The sequence below is a fragment of the Bacteroidota bacterium genome (genome assembly GCA_018831055.1).
Taxonomy (GTDB): Bacteria; Bacteroidota; Bacteroidia; order Bacteroidales; family B18-G4; genus M55B132.
In genome coordinates this window covers 1-16,826 of sequence record JAHJRE010000004.1, presented here as the reverse complement: position 1 = coordinate 16,826, position 16,826 = coordinate 1, and the positions used below count along the sequence as shown (strand labels likewise).

Here is a 16,826-nt window from a genome sequence, read left to right as displayed (position 1 = left end):
GTTTACGTTCAGAATTACCAGCAGGCTTTGGGTAATACGAACACCGACCTTGATCCTGAAGAAGAATCCGGTGAGGATTGATCGTAACTGTATTCTTATTATTTTTTCAAAAGGTCCCTGATCTCAGTAAGCAGAACTTCTTCTTTGGAAGGAGCCGGAGGGGGTGCGGGCTTGGCTTCTTCCTTTTTTTGCATTTTGTTCATTCCCTTAATGACCAGGAAAATTGCAAAAGCCACGATGATGAAGTCGATCAGGGTGTTAATGAATACACCCAGATTCATTGATACAGACGGGATATCACCGTTAGCTTGCCTGAGTACTATGGCAATTTCCGAAAAATCGATATTTCCCACCAGAAGTCCGATGGGTGGCATCAACACATCCCCGACGAAGGATGAAACGATCTTGCCGAAAGCGGCGCCGATCACGATACCTACAGCCATGTCGATAACATTGCCGCGCATGGCGAAAGCTTTGAATTCTTTCATGAAACTCATAAAGGATCCTCCTGTAATTTATTTGTTAAGAATTGGGTTGCAAAATACCATCCAAGTAATAAGAACAAATCAAAGCATTACTTTGCTTGTTTTTAAAGGAATAATATTAGTGATTTTTTCTAAAATTTCAGGAAAAAAGATCGCTGATTTCCTGCCTGTTTGTTTTCCCTTCCAGGAAGATGTTGTGGTATTGAACATTGGCAGAAAAAGCCCATTTTGCAGCTTCAGGATTACGGGTCATTTTGGTGGTTTTGATGATTCGTCTGGTGAGTGCTTTGCTGTTGTATAGTTTTTCCCAGGATTCGGTTGTGATTGCATTAAATTCGTCCGGATCCATATGCAAAGGCTTGTAAGTAAGCTGTGTAGTGGTGCATCGCTCCCAATCTTTAGGATAATTGGTATAAAGGAGCCTGTTTTGGGTCTTCAGGCGATCGTAAAGCACTGTTCCGGGTAAGGGAGTGAGTACGGTGACCTGCATGGCATCCACATCTGAGTTAAGGATGTAATCGGCTCGATTTCTGATGGTTTCAGCCGTATCACTTTCAAGTCCGAAGATAAAAGCCCCGAGTACGGCAATACCTGCATCGTGGATATTCTTGTAAATCCGGTCGAAGTTTTCCACGCCTATTTTGTAATTAACGCTTTTATTCATGGCAGCAAGCTGGTCAATCACCTCCGATTCAATACCCAGGAAGATCATCTGGCATCCTGCAGCCGACATCAGGTGGAGAAGCTCCGTGTCTTCTCCTACATTCATGGAAGCAGAGCAGAACCATTGCTTCCTGATGCCCGAATCAATGATCATCCTGCACATAGTTTTTATTCTTTCCGACGATTGTCTGGAGTACCCGGTAAGGTTATCGTCTACGAAAGCAACCCTTTCCTGGGGTATACTTGTATACTCCTTAATCACATCTTCCAGTGGACGAAAGCGGTATTTTTTACCGTTAAAGATATGCACGGAACAGAATTCACAGGTCATGGGGCAACCACGGGTCGTCTGTATGCTTCCCATACCATAACCCGGATGATACAGGTCTATCCTGGGCATGGGTGATTTCTTCATTTCAAGGAGTTCTCCTTCATAAAAATCCTTCAATTGCCCATGCTCAAAATCCCTGATCAGGTTTTCCCAGATGCTTTCGGCTTCCCCTTTCACAATGGTATCGACATACAGAGCAGCTTCGGAGGGCATCATGGATGCATGAATGCCACCCAGGACGGTTGGTATCCCGTTCCTGCGGTATATTCCTGCAATCTCATAAGCACGGTTTACATTGGCAGTCAGGGCGGTGAATGCCACGAGGTCGGCTTCCCGGTATTGAAAAGGCTCAAAGATTTCATCCAGGATCTCCACTTCCCAGTGGCTTGGTGTTAATGCAGCCAGAATACCCAAAGATATAGGTGGATAGACCGATAAAAGTTCGTTGGTCACAACCAGGCTCCTTTTATTCAGGGGGTTGATCAGGATTAACTTATATCTTTTATTACCCATTGATTTATTTAAAAAAGTCGCGGGCGTCTATCGGTTCCCGTAATCCTTCAAAAAACATGTTATAGTATTGAACGTTCGAAGCATAGGACCAGGTAGCGGCAGTGGGATTTTGTGTTGATTTGATGGTTCGGATAAACCTTTTTCTTAATGATTTTTCGTCATACAACCTGGCCCAGGAATCGCGGATGACTTCTTCAAACTCATCCACTGCCATATACCGGGGCTGAAAAACCAGTTCTGAGAACGAGTGCCTTTCCCAGTCTTTCGGGTAATCGGTGTAAAGCAACCTGCCATCATCTTTAAGTCTGTTATACAGGATGGTTCCGGGTAATGGGGTGAGTATGGTTGTTTGAATGGCATCCACACCTGATTCCAGGATGTAATCGGTGCGGTGGCGGATGGTTTCGGCCGTATCGGTTTCCAGTCCGAAAATAAAGGCTCCCAGGATGGAAATACCATGTTTATGGATGGTGTCGTATATCCGGGCGTAATTATCAACACCGATTCTGAGATTGGTTTTCTTGTTGACCATCCGCAGTTGTTCGATGTTTTCCGATTCAATACCCAGGAAGATCATCCTGCATCCGGCTTTAGCCATATATTCAAGCAATTCCTCATTTTCTCCTATGTTCATGGAGGCGGAGCAGAACCATCCTTTGTCAATACCTTTATCAATGATCCCTTTGCAGATCTCAATGATCCTGTCGGCTGAAGCTTTGGAATATCCCACCAGGTTATCATCCACAAAATAGACCCTGTCCTGGGGGATTCGGGCATATTCTTCAATCACATCTTCTACGGGGCGAAAGCGGTATTTGCTGCCATTGAACGTATGTACCGAGCAAAATTCGCATTTCATCGGGCATCCACGGGTTGTTTGTATGCTGCCAAATACATATTTCGGATGATAAAGTTCAATGCGGGGACTTGGGGAATGGAGCATTGACATCAGTTTACCGTGGTAAATATTTTTTAGCCTTTTTTTCTCGAAATCCTCAATCAATACGCTCCATACATTTTCAACTTCTCCTATCACTACTGTATCGGCATATTGTAACGCTTCATCGGGCAGCATGGAGACGTGGATCCCTCCAATGACGGTTGGCACCTTGTTTTTACGGTATATTTCCGCAAGTTCATAAGCCCTGTTCACCGACGATGTCAAAGCAGTGAAGGCAACCAGGTCGGCTTCTTTATATTCGAATGTGTCAAAATTCTCATCCAGGATCTCAACGTCCCAGTTTTCCGGGGTGAGGGCGGCAATGATGCCAAAGGCCATGGGAGGGTATATGGAGGCCGGATCGAGGATAAGGCCGGCACGCCGCCGGTTCAGTGGGTTAATGAGTAATAGCCGGTATTTCTTTTTTGCCATGATTTTTATCCGGGATATTGCTAAGTCAGACAAATTTAATAATAACATGGAATCGAGGGGAATCTATGGATATTATTTGTAATTTTCAGCATTAAGTTTTATTGAAAAATGCGCATTGCTGTTATAGCTCCCATGATCCAGCTTGATTCTTATCATCTGGATCTTACAGTCAGACTGAAGGAAAACGACAGGGAAGTCACCCTCGACTCATTATATCAGCTTGCTTTACGTGATTTTGAGACGGAAAAGGTTCCCTGGGAGCTTAAACACGAAGATGACATACCTGCTGCAGGGTATTATCTCACGGCTTTACTTCGTAAGGAAGGTTATATGGTTTACCTCTCTAATAATGCCGGAAAGGAATCAATAAAGGAAATGGAGGCTTTCGGACCGGATATCGTGTGCATTTCCACTACGATGATTGTTTCCATATTGACGATAAGGGAAATTGTACGGCAGATCAGGAATCTGATGCCGGATGTATTCATTATTGCAGGAGGAGTTTTTATTTGGAAGAATTTCCTGGCATATCAGGGAATGCATTATGATACGATCAAAGATCTGGAGGATTATAATCTTTTCCATTCACGCAACAGCAGTATGGGAATTGACGCTTATGTTGCCGCACCGCATGGAAGGGATTCGTTGTTAAGACTGCTTGAAGAGTTTAAAAAGGGGAGAATGGCCTTTTATGAACAGATACCCAATCTGATCCTGGCAAGGCCACCAGGGTTTTATCATACCATCAGAGAGGAGGAAAACATTGACTTTGACAATGATTTCATCCATTGGGAGTATATTGACAAGATGCCTCTGCGCATTCCTTTGCGTACATCCATCGGATGCCCTTACAGGTGCCGTTTTTGTGATTTTTGTGTTTTATATCCCGGGATATTTCTAAGATCATCCGAAAGCCTGCAGAAGGAAATATCCATGATCAGGGCAAAACTGGGCCAACAGATTGCCGTGATACATATCACTGACGATAATATTTTCATCAATCAAAAAAGGCTGGATGAGATATGTAATTTATTCGGACAACAGGATGATTTCCATTGGATTGCATTTATGAGGGCTTCTTCCATTAAGGAATCGAACGTAGATGCAATAAAAAGATCGGGTTTGCTGATGGCATTTCTGGGAGTGGAGTCGGGTGACCGGGGACAACTCCGGAGAATGAGGAAATCCTTGCAATTGCACGAACAAAAAAGAGGGATTGAACTGTTGGATAACGCGGGGATTTCTATCCTTATGTCGCTGCTGATAGGGTTTCCGGGAGAGAATAAGGAAACCATCAGAAATACCGCGGATTTTATCAATAGCCTGGATCTTCGTCAGATGGTTACAACCTATCAGATGTTCCCCATGAATATTTTTCCTCTGAGCGATCTCGGAAATCCTGAATTCAGGAAAAAGTTCAGTTTGACCGGTAACGACAGGGAATGGAGCCATGCGACAATGACCGGCAAAGAAGCACCGTCATATGGTTATGATTTATTCAGACAGGTTGAAGCGGTACCTTATCATTATTACGATGAAAGCCATTTCTTCAACCGTGGGGTATTTACCCTTGAGGAAAGAATCAATCTTTTCCGGCTCAGGCACGATTTGACCATAAATTGTATTGAAAAACAATCCCGGCAGAAAAAGACATCTCTTATCCAGGAGATGTTAAAAGTTATGGGCTTTGATCCTTTATTGGTTACGGATGAAGTAGCTGATATGTTTTACGTGAAGGAGCAGGCGCATTTTAAAATAATCAGGAAGTAATTTTCCCCTGATACAAATCCCAAACAGGGAAAATCATATCATAATCGTTCCAGTTTAGATTCCCGTTAACAATATCGAAATCCTGGAATAAAGTTTCATTGAGGTATTTTTTAATTTCAGGATGATTTGATTCTTCAATAAATGGTTTAAAATCAATAGTTTTTTCAGTACCATCATCGAATTGTATCTTAATTCTCCAATTTTGTAAATATTCAGCCTTGACAATGGTTACAATTTTGGAATAATCTTCTCTATATTCTTCAAGAATTTTCATTTGATTCTTTTTGTAATCCTTTCAAAATTAACATTTTTATGGTAAACAAAATAATCTACCCACTTTTTAACTATATTGTTGCCATAACTTAAAAGAAAAGCTTTAAAGTTTACTAAATCATTCCCTTGAAGGGGTTTGTTGCCCCTAACTTCCTTGATTCTTATTTCAACGATTTTACCTTCATTAATTATAAATTCAGCTTTGCTTTCAAATGTTCCTTTTCTTGCATGAACATGAACCGGATGATGTTCATTCGAATAGAAAAATATTAAAATCCCAAGGTATTCATATATCTTTGGCATGACAATAGCAAATATAACCATTTTGAACCACAATAGGCACAATAGAGCCCATTAGATTTGTGATTTTTATATTTTTCTACTGTGACTATTGTGGTTAATAAATATTTAACAGAATTGATTAATAAATCGGAACGAAAAACACCAATATTCTTCATTCTAGGCCGCCCCCGAACCGGCACGACCCTGCTATTGAAACTTTTCGATGCCCACCCGAACGTAATGATCCCCTGGGAATCCCAGTATATCGTCAATTTATATCCCAGGTATGGCAAGCTGACATCCTGGACAAAAAATGACCTGGAAGACTTTTACAACGACCTGGAAGCTACCTGGCAGTTTAAATTCTGGGATCTGGACCATGTGAAGCTTAAAGAGGACCTTCTGGCGCTGGAGGGAGAGATCAGCTACCCGGAGATCTGCAAGTGGATTCATCAGCAAAGCCGTTCTATGTATCCTAAGAAAGAGATTGAATGGATAGGTGACAAGAACCCGGGATATACGATTTATGTTGATCGGTTGAAAAAGATCTTCCCGGAAGCAAAGTTTATCTTTATCAACCGCGATTACCGGGATAATTTTGTTTCCATCCGCAATGTGGATTTCGAGCTTCCGGTGGTTTCTATTACAACCTATAAGTGGAAATATTTTTACAAAAAGGCATTGAAAGCAAAAGAAAGGTTTCCTGATGATGTGTTGCTTCTTCGCTACGAAGATCTGGCAGCCGAACCGGAAAAATATTTTGGCAATGTTTGCGTGTTTCTCGGATTGGATTCTGTCCCGGAGGTTTTTGAATTCCACAGGAAGAAAGAGGAAGCGGAAGCTTTACTCCGCACCGAACGTTCAAAGATCCACCATGCCAGCCTCATGAACCCGATCAATACCGGACGGATAAGGCTGTGGGAAAAGAAGATGACGGAAAAGGAGATCCGCATGGCAGACCTGGTGGCGGGGAGATATGCGGAAAAAGCCGGCTATGAAAGAAGATTCCAACGATCTGGACTTTTGACATGGCTGCAGTCGCTTCCGGGTGTGTTTTATGCGCGGTTTATTTATTGCATCACACCTATCGTTGATAAGTTACCCTACAAATTGCGGGCGCAGGTATTGAATAAAGGGCCGCTGGTTCTTGTAAAGCTCTTTTCAGGTTTTTTCAAAATGCGTAGCTCAGGGCATTGGATTCTGTATTCTGTATTCTGTATTCTGTATTTGCAATAGGATTTTCAATTTTCAATTTTCAATATTCTATTTTCGATGACATGGAAAATTGTACATTTCTGATTGTCAATAACATTAAAAATACAGAATACAGAATACAGAATTGACAATCAATATTGTTTTTCAAGGTCACACCGTAACCTTTTCGTAAACTCCTCCGCACCGACCGGATTCAGGTGATCGGCATCGAAAAAGTACTCCGGATGATCGAAATACAGATCGTGATAATCAAGAACCTGAATGACATTTGGATATTTGGAATAGATTTTTTTGATACTGTCGTATATTAATTCAACGGGAATCATTTGAGAGACATCCTGGAAATATTCCTTGGTGACAGGCGCTCTCAGCAGTATAACGTTTACATCATGCTGCCGGCATTTTTCCAGGATCATTTCAAAATAAATGGCAACAGATGAGTCGAAATATGCATCTTTAGCAAAATAAATGGAGCTTTTTTGTCTGGCACGGTGCATCCTTTCTGTGGAATCGACCGGGATTGCATCTGACCAGTCGTAGGTTGATTCGTCAGACAAAATTCCGACTCCTTCCGGTTTGTTGTATGCGAAATTTTTAAAGTTCCTGGGAGGCCGGTAACCATGATGGAGTTCCAGCTTTCCAATTTTTACGAGATAAACCAGCGAAAGCTTAAAATCGCGATAATTCCCCGCATACGAGAAGAACCTGCCTTCTACCCAATTGGCCAGAACATCACGGTCGTCTTTGATCCTGGCAAGTTCGAAGAAATCCAAATATTTCACCCAATAGGAATTATGCTCAAAATAGTTGGCAGCCCTGGGCCCGAACGATGACAAATCGATATACAAGAGGAGGTTTTCCGGTTTTTTTTCTGTGTTTTCCAGGATGTATTTCAACTTGTAATAGGTCTGCACGTAATTCTCGGCCGGGCTGAAGTAGTTATAACTGTTTTCCAGGATGTAGGTGTTGACGGTGTTATGGGAGTTGCCCATGGAAAGATAGGTCAGAGTATCGTCATATTCCAGGAAATCCTTGTCTTTGGCATTGTTCAGGATGTTGTGCACCACAAAATTTTTATACACCTGATCCAGCAGGATGTTGGCTGCAATCAGAACCAGGATGAAGGTCAGAGCCCGTATGTAAAATCTCCTGTGCATCAGAACTGAAAATATATGAATTGTTGTTGTTGGTTGATAATGCCAAAGATCAGCACATAGAAAATAAAACCGATATATATCGACCAGCGTAACCAAATGGGCTTAGCCGCAATGACCTTCACGAGGTTATTCCTGGAATGATACCATTCAGCCCAAAGCAACAAAACAATTTGCAGGATGGCAAACATGATCTCATTGTCTTTCAGGATGTCAACCAGTGACCGGCTGAAATTATCGAAGATGAATGAATTTTTGATCATGAGAAAGCTTTCCTGGAGTGAAGAAGCTCTGAAGAAATAAACCGAAAATACCAGGATGGAAAATGTAATCAGGATGCTGAGGGAATTCAGGATAAATGGAGCTTTTGTTAATCCCATGCGATGGAAAAAGACTTTCCTGGGTTCTTTGGTAAGGTCGTCGGCCACCAGCAGAACTCCGTGGATGAGCCCGAATACGATAAAGGTCCAGTTGGCACCATGCCACAAACCCATCAGCAGGAAGGTGATGATGATGTTTAGCTGCAGTCTCCAAACCCTGACTTTGTTGCCGACTTTATCAGGAAGAGAGAAGTAAAGGTAATCCCTGAACCATGTTGTAAGGGAGATATGCCATCGGTTCCAGAAATCGGTAAGCGATTTAGCGATCAGCGGCCGGTTGAAGTTCTTCATCAGTTCGATACCCATGAGGCGTGCGGTTCCGCGGGCGATATCGGTATAGGCTGAAAAGTCGCAATAGAGCTGGATAGCGAAAAGCACGGTTGCAAGGATGACCGGCAGCCCGGTATGTTCACCAGGGTTGGCATAGATGCTTGTGACATAGATCCCGATGCGGTCGGCTATGACGATCTTCTTGAAAAAGCCCCAGAGCATGAGCTTTGAACCGCTGATAAGATTTTGCGGGTTGAATGGTTTATTCTCATGAAGTTGTGGAAGCAGGTTGGTGGAACGCTCTATGGGTCCGGCCACCAGTTGCGGGAAGTATGAAACATACAGTGCGAAGCGGCCCAGATGTTTCTCCGGCCTGGTGATACCCCGGTATATATCGATTGAATAGGAAAGGGTCTGGAAAGTATAAAAAGAGATACCAACCGGCAGAAGTACCTTCAGTTCGGGTATCCTGTAAAAGATGTTCAGGTCGCCTAAAAGCACATTCACATTATCACTGAAGAAGTTTAAGTATTTAAACCCCGCCAGGATACCGAGATTTACGATGATGCTGAATACCAGGTAAGGTTTTTTCTTCTTCCTCGACCCGGCCTTTCCCATTTGCAGTCCTGCCCAGTAATCAACCAGGGTGGAAACCATGATCAGGATCACGTACTCTGCTTTCCACGACATATAAAAAAAGTAGCTGGCAGCAAGCAACAGCAGCCATCTCCATTTGTGGTTAAGGGCATAATACAACGCCACCACAATGGGGAAAAAGATAAGGTACTCCAGAGAGTTGAAAAGCATGCTTGTTATATTGTCACTGCAAAGAAAGGGAATAATTGGTAATTCTGAATTCTGTATTCTGTATTCTGTATTGTCAATAGGATATGCAATTGGAAATTTGCTATTTACAATGCATTGACAATATTACATTGCACATTGTCCAATTGCAAATACAGAATACAGAATACAGAATTGCCAATTAATTCGGTATTTTTGCCGAAACACAGATCATGGCTCGCAAAGGTCTTTTCACCGATATCATGAGCGTTATGAGCAGCAACGTGGTGGCTATTGCCAGTGCGCTGGCAGTGAACATCATCTTGTCGAGGCAGCTCGGACCGGCGGGTTTCGGGATATATACGGTCATTATGGTTGTGCCGATGATCGTGATCAGCCTGGTTCAGCTAGGCATACGAGCTTCGGCTATTTATCATATAGGGAAGGAGAAGGAGAATACGTCCCGCTTTGTTTCAGCCATCATGGCGGTTTTGCTGATCTCTTCATTTGCCGGGATGCTGATCTCCGGAGGAACGTTTTTCTTCATGGGACGGGAGGAGCATGGCACGGCCATTATTCTTACCGTGATGTTTATCATTCCCGCCCACCTGGCGGCTTTGTTCTCGGGAGGGATATTTCTGGGTCAGGAGCAGATACGGCGGGCCAACATCATCCGGTGGTTACCGGTACTGCTGGATCTTATCCTGGTCGTTGTGTTTGTGTACTTCCTGAAATGGAAAGTGCAAGGCGCATTGCTCGCATTACTTATTGCATATGCAGCGGTTTCTTCCTGGGCCATTATCACAGTTAACAGGGAGCACCCGGCCGGTATCCGTTTCGATCTTCCGGTGATCAAAAGGATTGTTGGCAAAGGGATCGTTTTTGCTATGGCCTTTTTTATCATACAGTTGAATTACCGTATCGATATCCTCATCCTGGAAAGCCTTACTACGGCTCAGGAAGTAGGATATTATTCCCTGGGGGTCTCTATCGGGGAAGTGCTGTGGCAGTTGCCGCTGGCCATTGGTATCGTACTGATGAGCCGGACGGCCAATGCAGAGGACCAGGATGAAATGAACATCACCACCGCAAAGTTGCTGAGGTTGTCATTCCTGGCTGCATTGCTGGCATCCATCGTGTTGTTCCTGCTGGCACCCGTGCTGGTACCCTTGATCTGGGGAAAAGAATTCCTTCCCAGCGTGCCTTTATTGCAGTATATCCTTCCCGGGATATTGTTTTTCAGTGTTTTCAGGATCATCGGAAGCCGTTTGTCGGGGATCGGGAAGCCGGAAATTGCTATCTATGTGTTTGCCCCGGCATTGGTGTTGAATGTGATCTTAAATTACTGGTGGATACCGCTTTACGGGGCTATGGGCGCGGTGATGGCGACAAATGCCAGCTATATTCTGGGCTCGGTAGCGTTTCTAATCGTATATTCGAATGTGGTTGGCATGCCGGTGAGGGAGATTGTTAAATATAGAATCAGTGATTTTAGATTTTTCACCAGAGATTACACGGATTAACACAGATTATGAATGAAAATTGCCAATAATGATGTATACATTGTATAAAAGGTTAATGAAATAGTTTGATAGTATCATTTAACCAATCAAATAGAAATCTGTGCAAATCCGTGTAATCTGTGGTGAATAAAAACAATATGAAACCAGGAACGCCTTTTTTCTTTATCATTGGCCGGCCCCGGTCCGGCACCACCCTATTGCGCTTTCTTTTTGAGGCTCACCCGAATGTATTGGTCCCGCCGGAATGCCCAGTCATCCTCAGTCTGTACAAGAAATACCAGAAGCGGAAATTCTGGAAGGCGAATGATATTGAAGAGCTGGTGCAGGACATCCTGAAGCAACGATATTTCGAAACCTGGCTCATCACCGAAGACCGGCTTAGGGAAAGACTTATGGAATGCCAGGGAGCAAATGATTTTTGGAGCATCCTGGAAACATTGTACCTCAGTTATCAATCTGTATTTCCCAAAGAAGATATCCGGCTTATCGGTGATAAAAACCCGGCATATTCGCTGTATATCAAACGCATCCAACAACTATATCCCGGGTCAAAGTTCATTTATATCAATCGTGATTACCGTGATAATTACCTTTCTCTTATCCGGGTGAATTTTGAGGTGCCGGTAGTTCCGCTCGTTGTTTACCGGTGGAAATTTGCCTATCGTCAGTTCAGGAAGTTACAGAAGCAGAACCCCGGCAGGTTTTATTACCTGCGATACGAGGATTTGGTGGAAGACGCGCAGGAGCATTTTGCACGGCTTTGCAGTTTTCTGGACATACCTTATAATGAGGAAGTTTTTGATTTTCACAGGAAGAAGCAGGAGTTGGAATCGGCATACGGCAATTCGGACGAGCTGAAGTATATCCATCAGAGCCTGCTGAATCCGATCAGCGCGAAGAATATAGGATCCTGGAAGGAGAAGATGACGGAGAAGGAGATCAGAAAGGCTGACCTGGTTGCGGGGAAAGCGGCAGAGGAAGCAGGTTACAGGAGACAGGTCACAAGTCACAATTTCTGGTTAGCTATTAAGTTATTTCCTTTGCTTTCCTATGCAAGAATGATGTATGCATTGATGTTGTGGGGGGAAAAGTTACCTTATGGCATCCGGAATGCCTTGCTGGAGCTGCTGAGTATTTTCCTGAAAACCTATTGGTGGCTGAATAAAAAGAAATTCAGAAAGGTGTAGGTTCAATATAAATGTATTTCCCTTCGGGTGTGTCTTCCTCCGACTTTATAAATTCCCTGTTCATCTTTTCTTTCATGAAATCATAAAGCCCCGATCTGATGTCCTCGTTGTTATAGAAAATCCAATGATCTCTCCCTCTGTCTTCGGAAAGCAGGCTGGCGGCCTGGATAAGTTTTCTGGCTTTTTTAATAAAATTCTCCCGGGTAAGTTTGTATTCCTGGTTGTATTCATTTTCCTGTCCTTCCATTAGTTCGTACCCCAGGTGAAGGTTCAGCCTTTTAGCCCTTTCGTTGTCGTGGAGCGTTTTTATATACGATTTTCTCGCATCAAACAGGAAAAGATTGGTTTCCAGGAGGAGGAGGGAGGCCCAGACAGGCACAAAGGTCTCGTAATATTTATCATCCCACAGGAAAATCCCGCCTTCCGACGATTGATCATCGTAATTGGCTTTGGAAGTATTGATCAGTCCGATTTTCTCCCCTTCAAATTCGATGATGAAATAGAAATTATAGAAGTCGTTAATGGATTCAAACCATTTCTTTTGCATCTCCGGGGTGATCTCCTCCCTGTATTCCATGAATTGCCTGATTTGCTGTGAGTTTCTCCATTGCCTTACCATTTCGATATCATCTTCGGTAAGCCTGGAAAGGGTTATGTCGTATTTGTGGAGTTGCATGACTGTTATATTGTTATATTGTTATATTGTTATACTGTTATATTGTTATATTGTCTGCCAGGGTGAAGGCTCAGTTTAAGATCTCAGATCTAAGATCTGAGATCTGAGATCTGAGATCTGAGATCTGAGATCTTCATCCGCCTCCGAGGATTAAGTTTGTTGCCGTGATCCACTTTGATGCGTCTGACAGGAAGAACACGGCGGTGTTGGCGACATCTTCCGGTTCGCCCAAACCCAGAAGCTGTTGAGCTTCAATTTTGTCGACGGCTTCCTGGGAATAATTTGTTGCTGTTTCATCCAGCATGGGTGTTCTTACAAAAGCCGGTGCTATGCAGTTGGAACGGATCCCTTTGGGTGCCAGTTCAACAGCCAGGGTTCGTGCATATCCTTCCAATGCTGCTTTTGCGCTGATGTACATCGCTCCGCCGACAAAAGGGTAGCGCGTTGAGATGGAAGAAATGAACAGCAGAGAGCAATTGTTTTTTTCAAGCTTTTTCTTTGCCAGCAAACGGCTTGTGAGCATAACGGATGCATCAAAGCTGATGCTGAAAGTCTTTTTCAGGATCTCCTGTGTAACAAACCGGGCTGGGTTGAGGTCGGAGATACCGGTGCTGTAAATTACCCCGTTCAGAACAGGCAGTTGCTCTGTGAGCTTGTCGATGTCTTCCTGCTTTGTAAGATCAGCAGCTATTTGTAAATGACGATCACCTTCAAGGCTGTCAAATGTTTTCTGCAGTTTTTCAGGATTCCTTCCGGTGGCAATCACGGTACCTCCATACCGGCTGATGGTTATGGCGCATTGCCGGCCCAACCCGGAAGAAGCTCCGGTTATTAAAATTATTTTTCCTGTAAGATCAAAAGCGTTCATTGAATATTATATGGTTATATGGTTATATGGTTAATGACTTTGGATTCTGGGCGCTGGATGTTTCAGGTTACAAGTTTCAATCCATTCTCACCTCTCACCTCTCATCTCTCATCTCTCATCTCTTTTCTCCCTTCTCCCCTCTCCCCTCTCCCCTCTATCCTCTATCCTCTCCCCTCTATATCTCCACAATCTCCGGGCACACGATCCTGTCCAGTTCCACCAACGCTGTTCCCCATGATAATCCAATCCCGAAAGCTGTTAAAACAAGGTTAAGTTTTTTACTTGTTATTTCATCCCTTAGTTCTGAGATGATAGTCAGGGGAACAGAGGCTCCGCTGGTATTTCCATACTTTTGGATGGAGTAGGGGACCTTTTCTTTATCCACTTTCAGCATCTTACGCAAAGTTTCGTTAATCAGTTTGTTGGCCTGGTGGAAAATGATGTAGTCAAAGTCGTCGACCGATTTTTCGGCGTATTTCAGGGTTTTTTTGATGTTCGGGACGACCTCTCTGAGCGAAAAATTAAATACTTCAATGCCGTCCAGGACAACGTGCATCCTGGTTCTGTATATACCTTTGCCGTATTTCCTGAACTCCAGTGATCTTTTCCCGAACAGATTACGCACTCCTCCGTCCGGTATCATGATGGCTTTATGTCCGGCACCATCGGTTTGCAGGTTGAACGGGATGGCAGGAGCGGTTTCATCGTATTCGATGGCAGTCACTGTGCCGGAATCTCCGAATAAAGGATAGGTGCTTTTGTCCCTGTAGGATGAAGTAACATTGGAAAGATCGCCGACCAGCAGCAAAGCTTTGGTGATCTGTCCATTGCTCATCAGGCTGCCTATCATGGAAAGCCCGTAAACGTAGCCGGAACAACCCAGGTTAATGTCGAGTGCCAAGCAGGTTAGCGGGAGGCCAAGCCTGTCCTGCAGGATGGGGGCAGTTGCCGGTACAATGTAATCACCTGATTGTGTGACCAGAATCAGGGCCTGAATATCGTTTTTGTCCCATTTGAGATCTTCCAGTAGTTTTTCCGTTGCAGCAAAACAAAGGTCGGAGGTGGTCATGCCTTTGGGTGCGTGGCGTTTTTTTTCCACGCCGATGTTTTTAATGACCGATTCGCGGTCTTTCACCGGGATCCATTTGTAATCGCGGTTGCTTACCTCATTTTTTGGCACGGCTGCTGCCATACCTTTGATGCGTATGTTGGGGACGGAGAATATTGCCATAAATATTATGCTTTATGCAAAAATAGATTAAATAAACTTTTTTTGAATGGAATAAACAAATTAATGGATATGAATATTGGGAAACATTAACAAAAAGTCACAGGTTGCAGGTTGCAGGTTGCAGCTCATCACTCAATACCCATACTCAAACTACCTACAGCATGAAGCCTGTATCCTGTAACCTGTAACTAATTGTTAATCTATCCCTAAATTAAATACTTTAAAGCACCTGCAAAAATTCTTTTGTTGTTATAACCTTTGTTTTTATTCCCGGGTAAAGTGACTCTAAGGAGTAAAATGCTTTAGGTCGTGTTTGATTGCTCCATTTCACTTCTATAGCTTCAGTTGTGCCATCGTGCTGGACAATGAAATCAACCTCTGTTTTATTTGCTGTTCGCCAGAAATTAATCCTGTCAAGAGAATAAAAATCATTTGAAAGCAGCTCTGTCAGATAAAAATTTTCAAATAAGCTACCTTTATCTGTCCGGATTTCTAATTCATTGAAATTATTCAATATAAAATTTCTCAATCCTAAATCAAGAAAGTACAGTTTTGGTGTCTTTGTAATCTCCTTAATATGCTTTCTGTGAAAAGGATATATTCTTTTACAAATAAATGTATGTTCGAGTATATTGATGTATTCTTCAGTTATTCCCCGTGAAATACCTAATGAATTTGAGATTGATTGGATGTTAAGCAAATCACCTGTTTGTGCTGCAGCACGAATTAAAAACTTGTTGTAGGTTTCTACATCTTTTATTTTAATAAAGTCAACAAGGTCTTTTTGAACATAGGACTGAAAGATGTCTTTGATTCTCAGTTTTTTTTCGATGGGTTGGATTGCTTTTGCAACGGCCGGATAGGATCCATATAAAAGGATATTTTTTAGTGTTTCTTCACGGGTGGATGGCCTGGCAAAATCCAGATATTCCTCAAATGTTAACCGGTTTATGTTGAAATTCCTGACACGCCCGGCCAGGTGTTCCTTTGTTTTTGCTCTTATTTCTAGTTGGGATGATCCGCTAAAGATGATTTTAATGTTTCGCTTTAAATCAAATAGCTCCTTTAGAAATAATCCCGGAGAGTTTAAACGTTGTATCTCGTCAATAAAAATATATTTCTTCTCAGGGTCATCTCCAATGAATTGGAAAAATTCCGGAATGTTTGAAAAAAGTGACTGTAACTTAAGATCATCAAGGTTGAAGTAAAATATATTATTCACACGAACATTGTTTTTTAGCAGGTTTTCAATGATCAGATAAATCAAAGAACTTTTACCTACCTGCCTGCTGCCTGTTAGACCCAAAATCAATTCGTTTTCAAGGTTGTCCTTCAATACTTTAAATATTTTTCTCGTGTTGAGGTGAAATGGCATTGTATTGTCTTTGCGCCATGGATTCTGAAGGTCGAAAATTTGTTCTATCATACAAACCAGATATTATTTTACTAAATTACAAAAATTATCTAGATAATAATCACATTTTCTAAAAAATTATCTGGTTTAATCTGTGTAAATCTGCGTAATCTGTGGTTAGTTTTTTACCACGGATTCCACAGATTAACACAGATTTTGATTGCTTTGGTTATTTTTAATAGTAGAAGTAAGGTTTGAGGTTTATTGTGACCTAAAAATATTGGTGAAAGATTCAAAAATGTTCTTACACAGGGTTTTATCTGTAATCCCGAATATTTACCATGAAAAATTCAATTTGAATTTGAAATATTCATGGTAATTGCTATATTTGTAGTATGATAAAGAGAAACCTGGAATCGAAGATATTGGATAGCATTAGTTATTTTCCTGTAACAGGATTAATCGGACCAAGACAAGTAGGTAAAACAACACTGGC

General features: G+C 42.5%; 15 protein-coding genes. 4 read left to right on the top strand and 11 right to left on the bottom strand.

The features are described from left to right. Nucleotides 1-98 precede the first annotated feature (98 nt). The 3 genes from mscL to KKA81_00425 all read right to left on the bottom strand — a co-directional run bounded on the left by mscL (nt 99) and on the right by KKA81_00425 (nt 3,364). Entirely contained in the window at nt 99-497 is a 399-nt protein-coding gene (gene mscL, locus KKA81_00435) for a large-conductance mechanosensitive channel protein MscL (GenBank protein ID MBU2649374.1), read from the bottom strand. A 127-nt stretch (nt 498-624) separates the two neighbouring features. Further along, nucleotides 625-1,992, bottom strand: coding sequence for a B12-binding domain-containing radical SAM protein (locus tag KKA81_00430; protein ID MBU2649373.1), 1,368 nt, complete (start codon nt 1,990-1,992; stop codon nt 625-627). 4 nt (nt 1,993-1,996) lie between these two features. Continuing rightward, complete coding sequence (locus tag KKA81_00425) at nt 1,997-3,364, bottom strand: B12-binding domain-containing radical SAM protein (protein MBU2649372.1); 1,368 nt, start codon at nt 3,362-3,364, stop codon at nt 1,997-1,999. 108 nt (nt 3,365-3,472) lie between these two features. Here KKA81_00425 and KKA81_00420 point away from each other — a divergent pair, with 108 nt between their 5' ends. Further along, nucleotides 3,473-5,134, top strand: a complete 1,662-nt coding sequence (locus KKA81_00420; protein MBU2649371.1) for a radical SAM protein — start codon at nt 3,473-3,475, stop codon at nt 5,132-5,134. Here KKA81_00420 and KKA81_00415 read toward each other — a convergent pair. Together KKA81_00415 and KKA81_00410 are read right to left on the bottom strand one after the other, a co-directional pair. Then, nucleotides 5,124-5,408, bottom strand: coding sequence for a DUF2442 domain-containing protein (locus KKA81_00415; GenBank protein ID MBU2649370.1), 285 nt, complete (start codon nt 5,406-5,408; stop codon nt 5,124-5,126). The two genes, KKA81_00420 and KKA81_00415, sit on opposite strands and share 11 nt — an antisense overlap. Next, entirely contained in the window at nt 5,405-5,710 is a 306-nt protein-coding gene (locus KKA81_00410) for a DUF4160 domain-containing protein (GenBank protein ID MBU2649369.1), read from the bottom strand. Before KKA81_00410 ends, KKA81_00415 begins: the two co-directional genes overlap by 4 nt. A 114-nt stretch (nt 5,711-5,824) precedes the next feature. Between KKA81_00410 and KKA81_00405 the strand changes: the two genes are divergently transcribed. Beyond that, on the top strand, nt 5,825-6,925 hold the full coding sequence (locus KKA81_00405; GenBank protein ID MBU2649368.1) for a sulfotransferase: 1,101 nt from the start codon (nt 5,825-5,827) through the stop codon (nt 6,923-6,925). Between the two features lie 110 nt (nt 6,926-7,035). On the opposite strand, the gene KKA81_00400 is transcribed toward KKA81_00405, so the two are convergent. Both KKA81_00400 and KKA81_00395 read right to left on the bottom strand, forming a co-directional pair. After that, the gene (locus KKA81_00400; protein ID MBU2649367.1) at nt 7,036-8,061 is read right to left on the bottom strand and encodes a hypothetical protein; all 1,026 of its coding nucleotides are present in this window, start codon (nt 8,059-8,061) and stop codon (nt 7,036-7,038) included. Then, a complete protein-coding gene (locus KKA81_00395; protein ID MBU2649366.1) occupies nt 8,061-9,515 on the bottom strand; it encodes an MBOAT family protein in 1,455 nt (484 codons plus the stop codon). The genes KKA81_00400 and KKA81_00395 overlap by 1 nt, the downstream gene beginning before the upstream one ends. A 209-nt stretch (nt 9,516-9,724) precedes the next feature. On the opposite strand from KKA81_00395, the gene KKA81_00390 reads away from it, so the two are divergent. Together KKA81_00390 and KKA81_00385 are read left to right on the top strand one after the other, a co-directional pair. Beyond that, complete coding sequence (locus KKA81_00390; GenBank protein ID MBU2649365.1) at nt 9,725-11,014, top strand: flippase; 1,290 nt, start codon at nt 9,725-9,727, stop codon at nt 11,012-11,014. Nucleotides 11,015-11,151: 137 nt separating this feature from the next. After that, a complete protein-coding gene (locus KKA81_00385; GenBank protein ID MBU2649364.1) occupies nt 11,152-12,201 on the top strand; it encodes a sulfotransferase in 1,050 nt (349 codons plus the stop codon). Here KKA81_00385 and KKA81_00380 read toward each other — a convergent pair. The 4 genes from KKA81_00380 to KKA81_00365 all read right to left on the bottom strand — a co-directional run bounded on the left by KKA81_00380 (nt 12,188) and on the right by KKA81_00365 (nt 16,402). After that, nucleotides 12,188-12,877 (bottom strand): GNAT family N-acetyltransferase, encoded by a 690-nt coding sequence (locus tag KKA81_00380; protein ID MBU2649363.1) that lies wholly within the window; start codon nt 12,875-12,877, stop codon nt 12,188-12,190. The two genes, KKA81_00385 and KKA81_00380, sit on opposite strands and share 14 nt — an antisense overlap. A gap of 133 nt (nt 12,878-13,010) precedes the next feature. Next, entirely contained in the window at nt 13,011-13,745 is a 735-nt protein-coding gene (locus KKA81_00375; protein ID MBU2649362.1) for an SDR family oxidoreductase, read from the bottom strand. 175 nt (nt 13,746-13,920) lie between these two features. After that, nucleotides 13,921-14,976: a ketoacyl-ACP synthase III gene (locus KKA81_00370; protein ID MBU2649361.1), complete on the bottom strand. Its 1,056-nt coding sequence runs from the start codon at nt 14,974-14,976 to the stop codon at nt 13,921-13,923. Nucleotides 14,977-15,196: 220 nt separating this feature from the next. Next, nucleotides 15,197-16,402, bottom strand: a complete 1,206-nt coding sequence (locus KKA81_00365) for an ATP-binding protein (GenBank protein MBU2649360.1) — start codon at nt 16,400-16,402, stop codon at nt 15,197-15,199. Nucleotides 16,403-16,826: the final 424 nt, after the last annotated feature.

What these genes read in the sequence shown, in the direction of transcription:
- KKA81_00430 (MBU2649373.1), bottom strand. Translation starts at nt 1,992, where the DNA reads ATGGGTAATAAAAGATATAAGTTAATCCTGATCAACCCCCTGAATAAA.
- KKA81_00370 (MBU2649361.1), bottom strand. Translation starts at nt 14,976, where the DNA reads ATGGCAATATTCTCCGTCCCCAACATACGCATCAAAGGTATGGCAGCA.
- mscL (MBU2649374.1), bottom strand. Translation starts at nt 497, where the DNA reads ATGAGTTTCATGAAAGAATTCAAAGCTTTCGCCATGCGCGGCAATGTT.
- KKA81_00400 (MBU2649367.1), bottom strand. Translation starts at nt 8,061, where the DNA reads ATGCACAGGAGATTTTACATACGGGCTCTGACCTTCATCCTGGTTCTG.
- KKA81_00390 (MBU2649365.1), top strand. Translation starts at nt 9,725, where the DNA reads ATGGCTCGCAAAGGTCTTTTCACCGATATCATGAGCGTTATGAGCAGC.
- KKA81_00415 (MBU2649370.1), bottom strand. Translation starts at nt 5,408, where the DNA reads ATGAAAATTCTTGAAGAATATAGAGAAGATTATTCCAAAATTGTAACC.
- KKA81_00380 (MBU2649363.1), bottom strand. Translation starts at nt 12,877, where the DNA reads ATGCAACTCCACAAATACGACATAACCCTTTCCAGGCTTACCGAAGAT.
- KKA81_00365 (MBU2649360.1), bottom strand. Translation starts at nt 16,402, where the DNA reads ATGATAGAACAAATTTTCGACCTTCAGAATCCATGGCGCAAAGACAAT.
- KKA81_00385 (MBU2649364.1), top strand. Translation starts at nt 11,152, where the DNA reads ATGAAACCAGGAACGCCTTTTTTCTTTATCATTGGCCGGCCCCGGTCC.
- KKA81_00410 (MBU2649369.1), bottom strand. Translation starts at nt 5,710, where the DNA reads ATGCCAAAGATATATGAATACCTTGGGATTTTAATATTTTTCTATTCG.
- KKA81_00395 (MBU2649366.1), bottom strand. Translation starts at nt 9,515, where the DNA reads ATGCTTTTCAACTCTCTGGAGTACCTTATCTTTTTCCCCATTGTGGTG.
- KKA81_00375 (MBU2649362.1), bottom strand. Translation starts at nt 13,745, where the DNA reads ATGAACGCTTTTGATCTTACAGGAAAAATAATTTTAATAACCGGAGCT.
- KKA81_00420 (MBU2649371.1), top strand. Translation starts at nt 3,473, where the DNA reads ATGCGCATTGCTGTTATAGCTCCCATGATCCAGCTTGATTCTTATCAT.
- KKA81_00425 (MBU2649372.1), bottom strand. Translation starts at nt 3,364, where the DNA reads ATGGCAAAAAAGAAATACCGGCTATTACTCATTAACCCACTGAACCGG.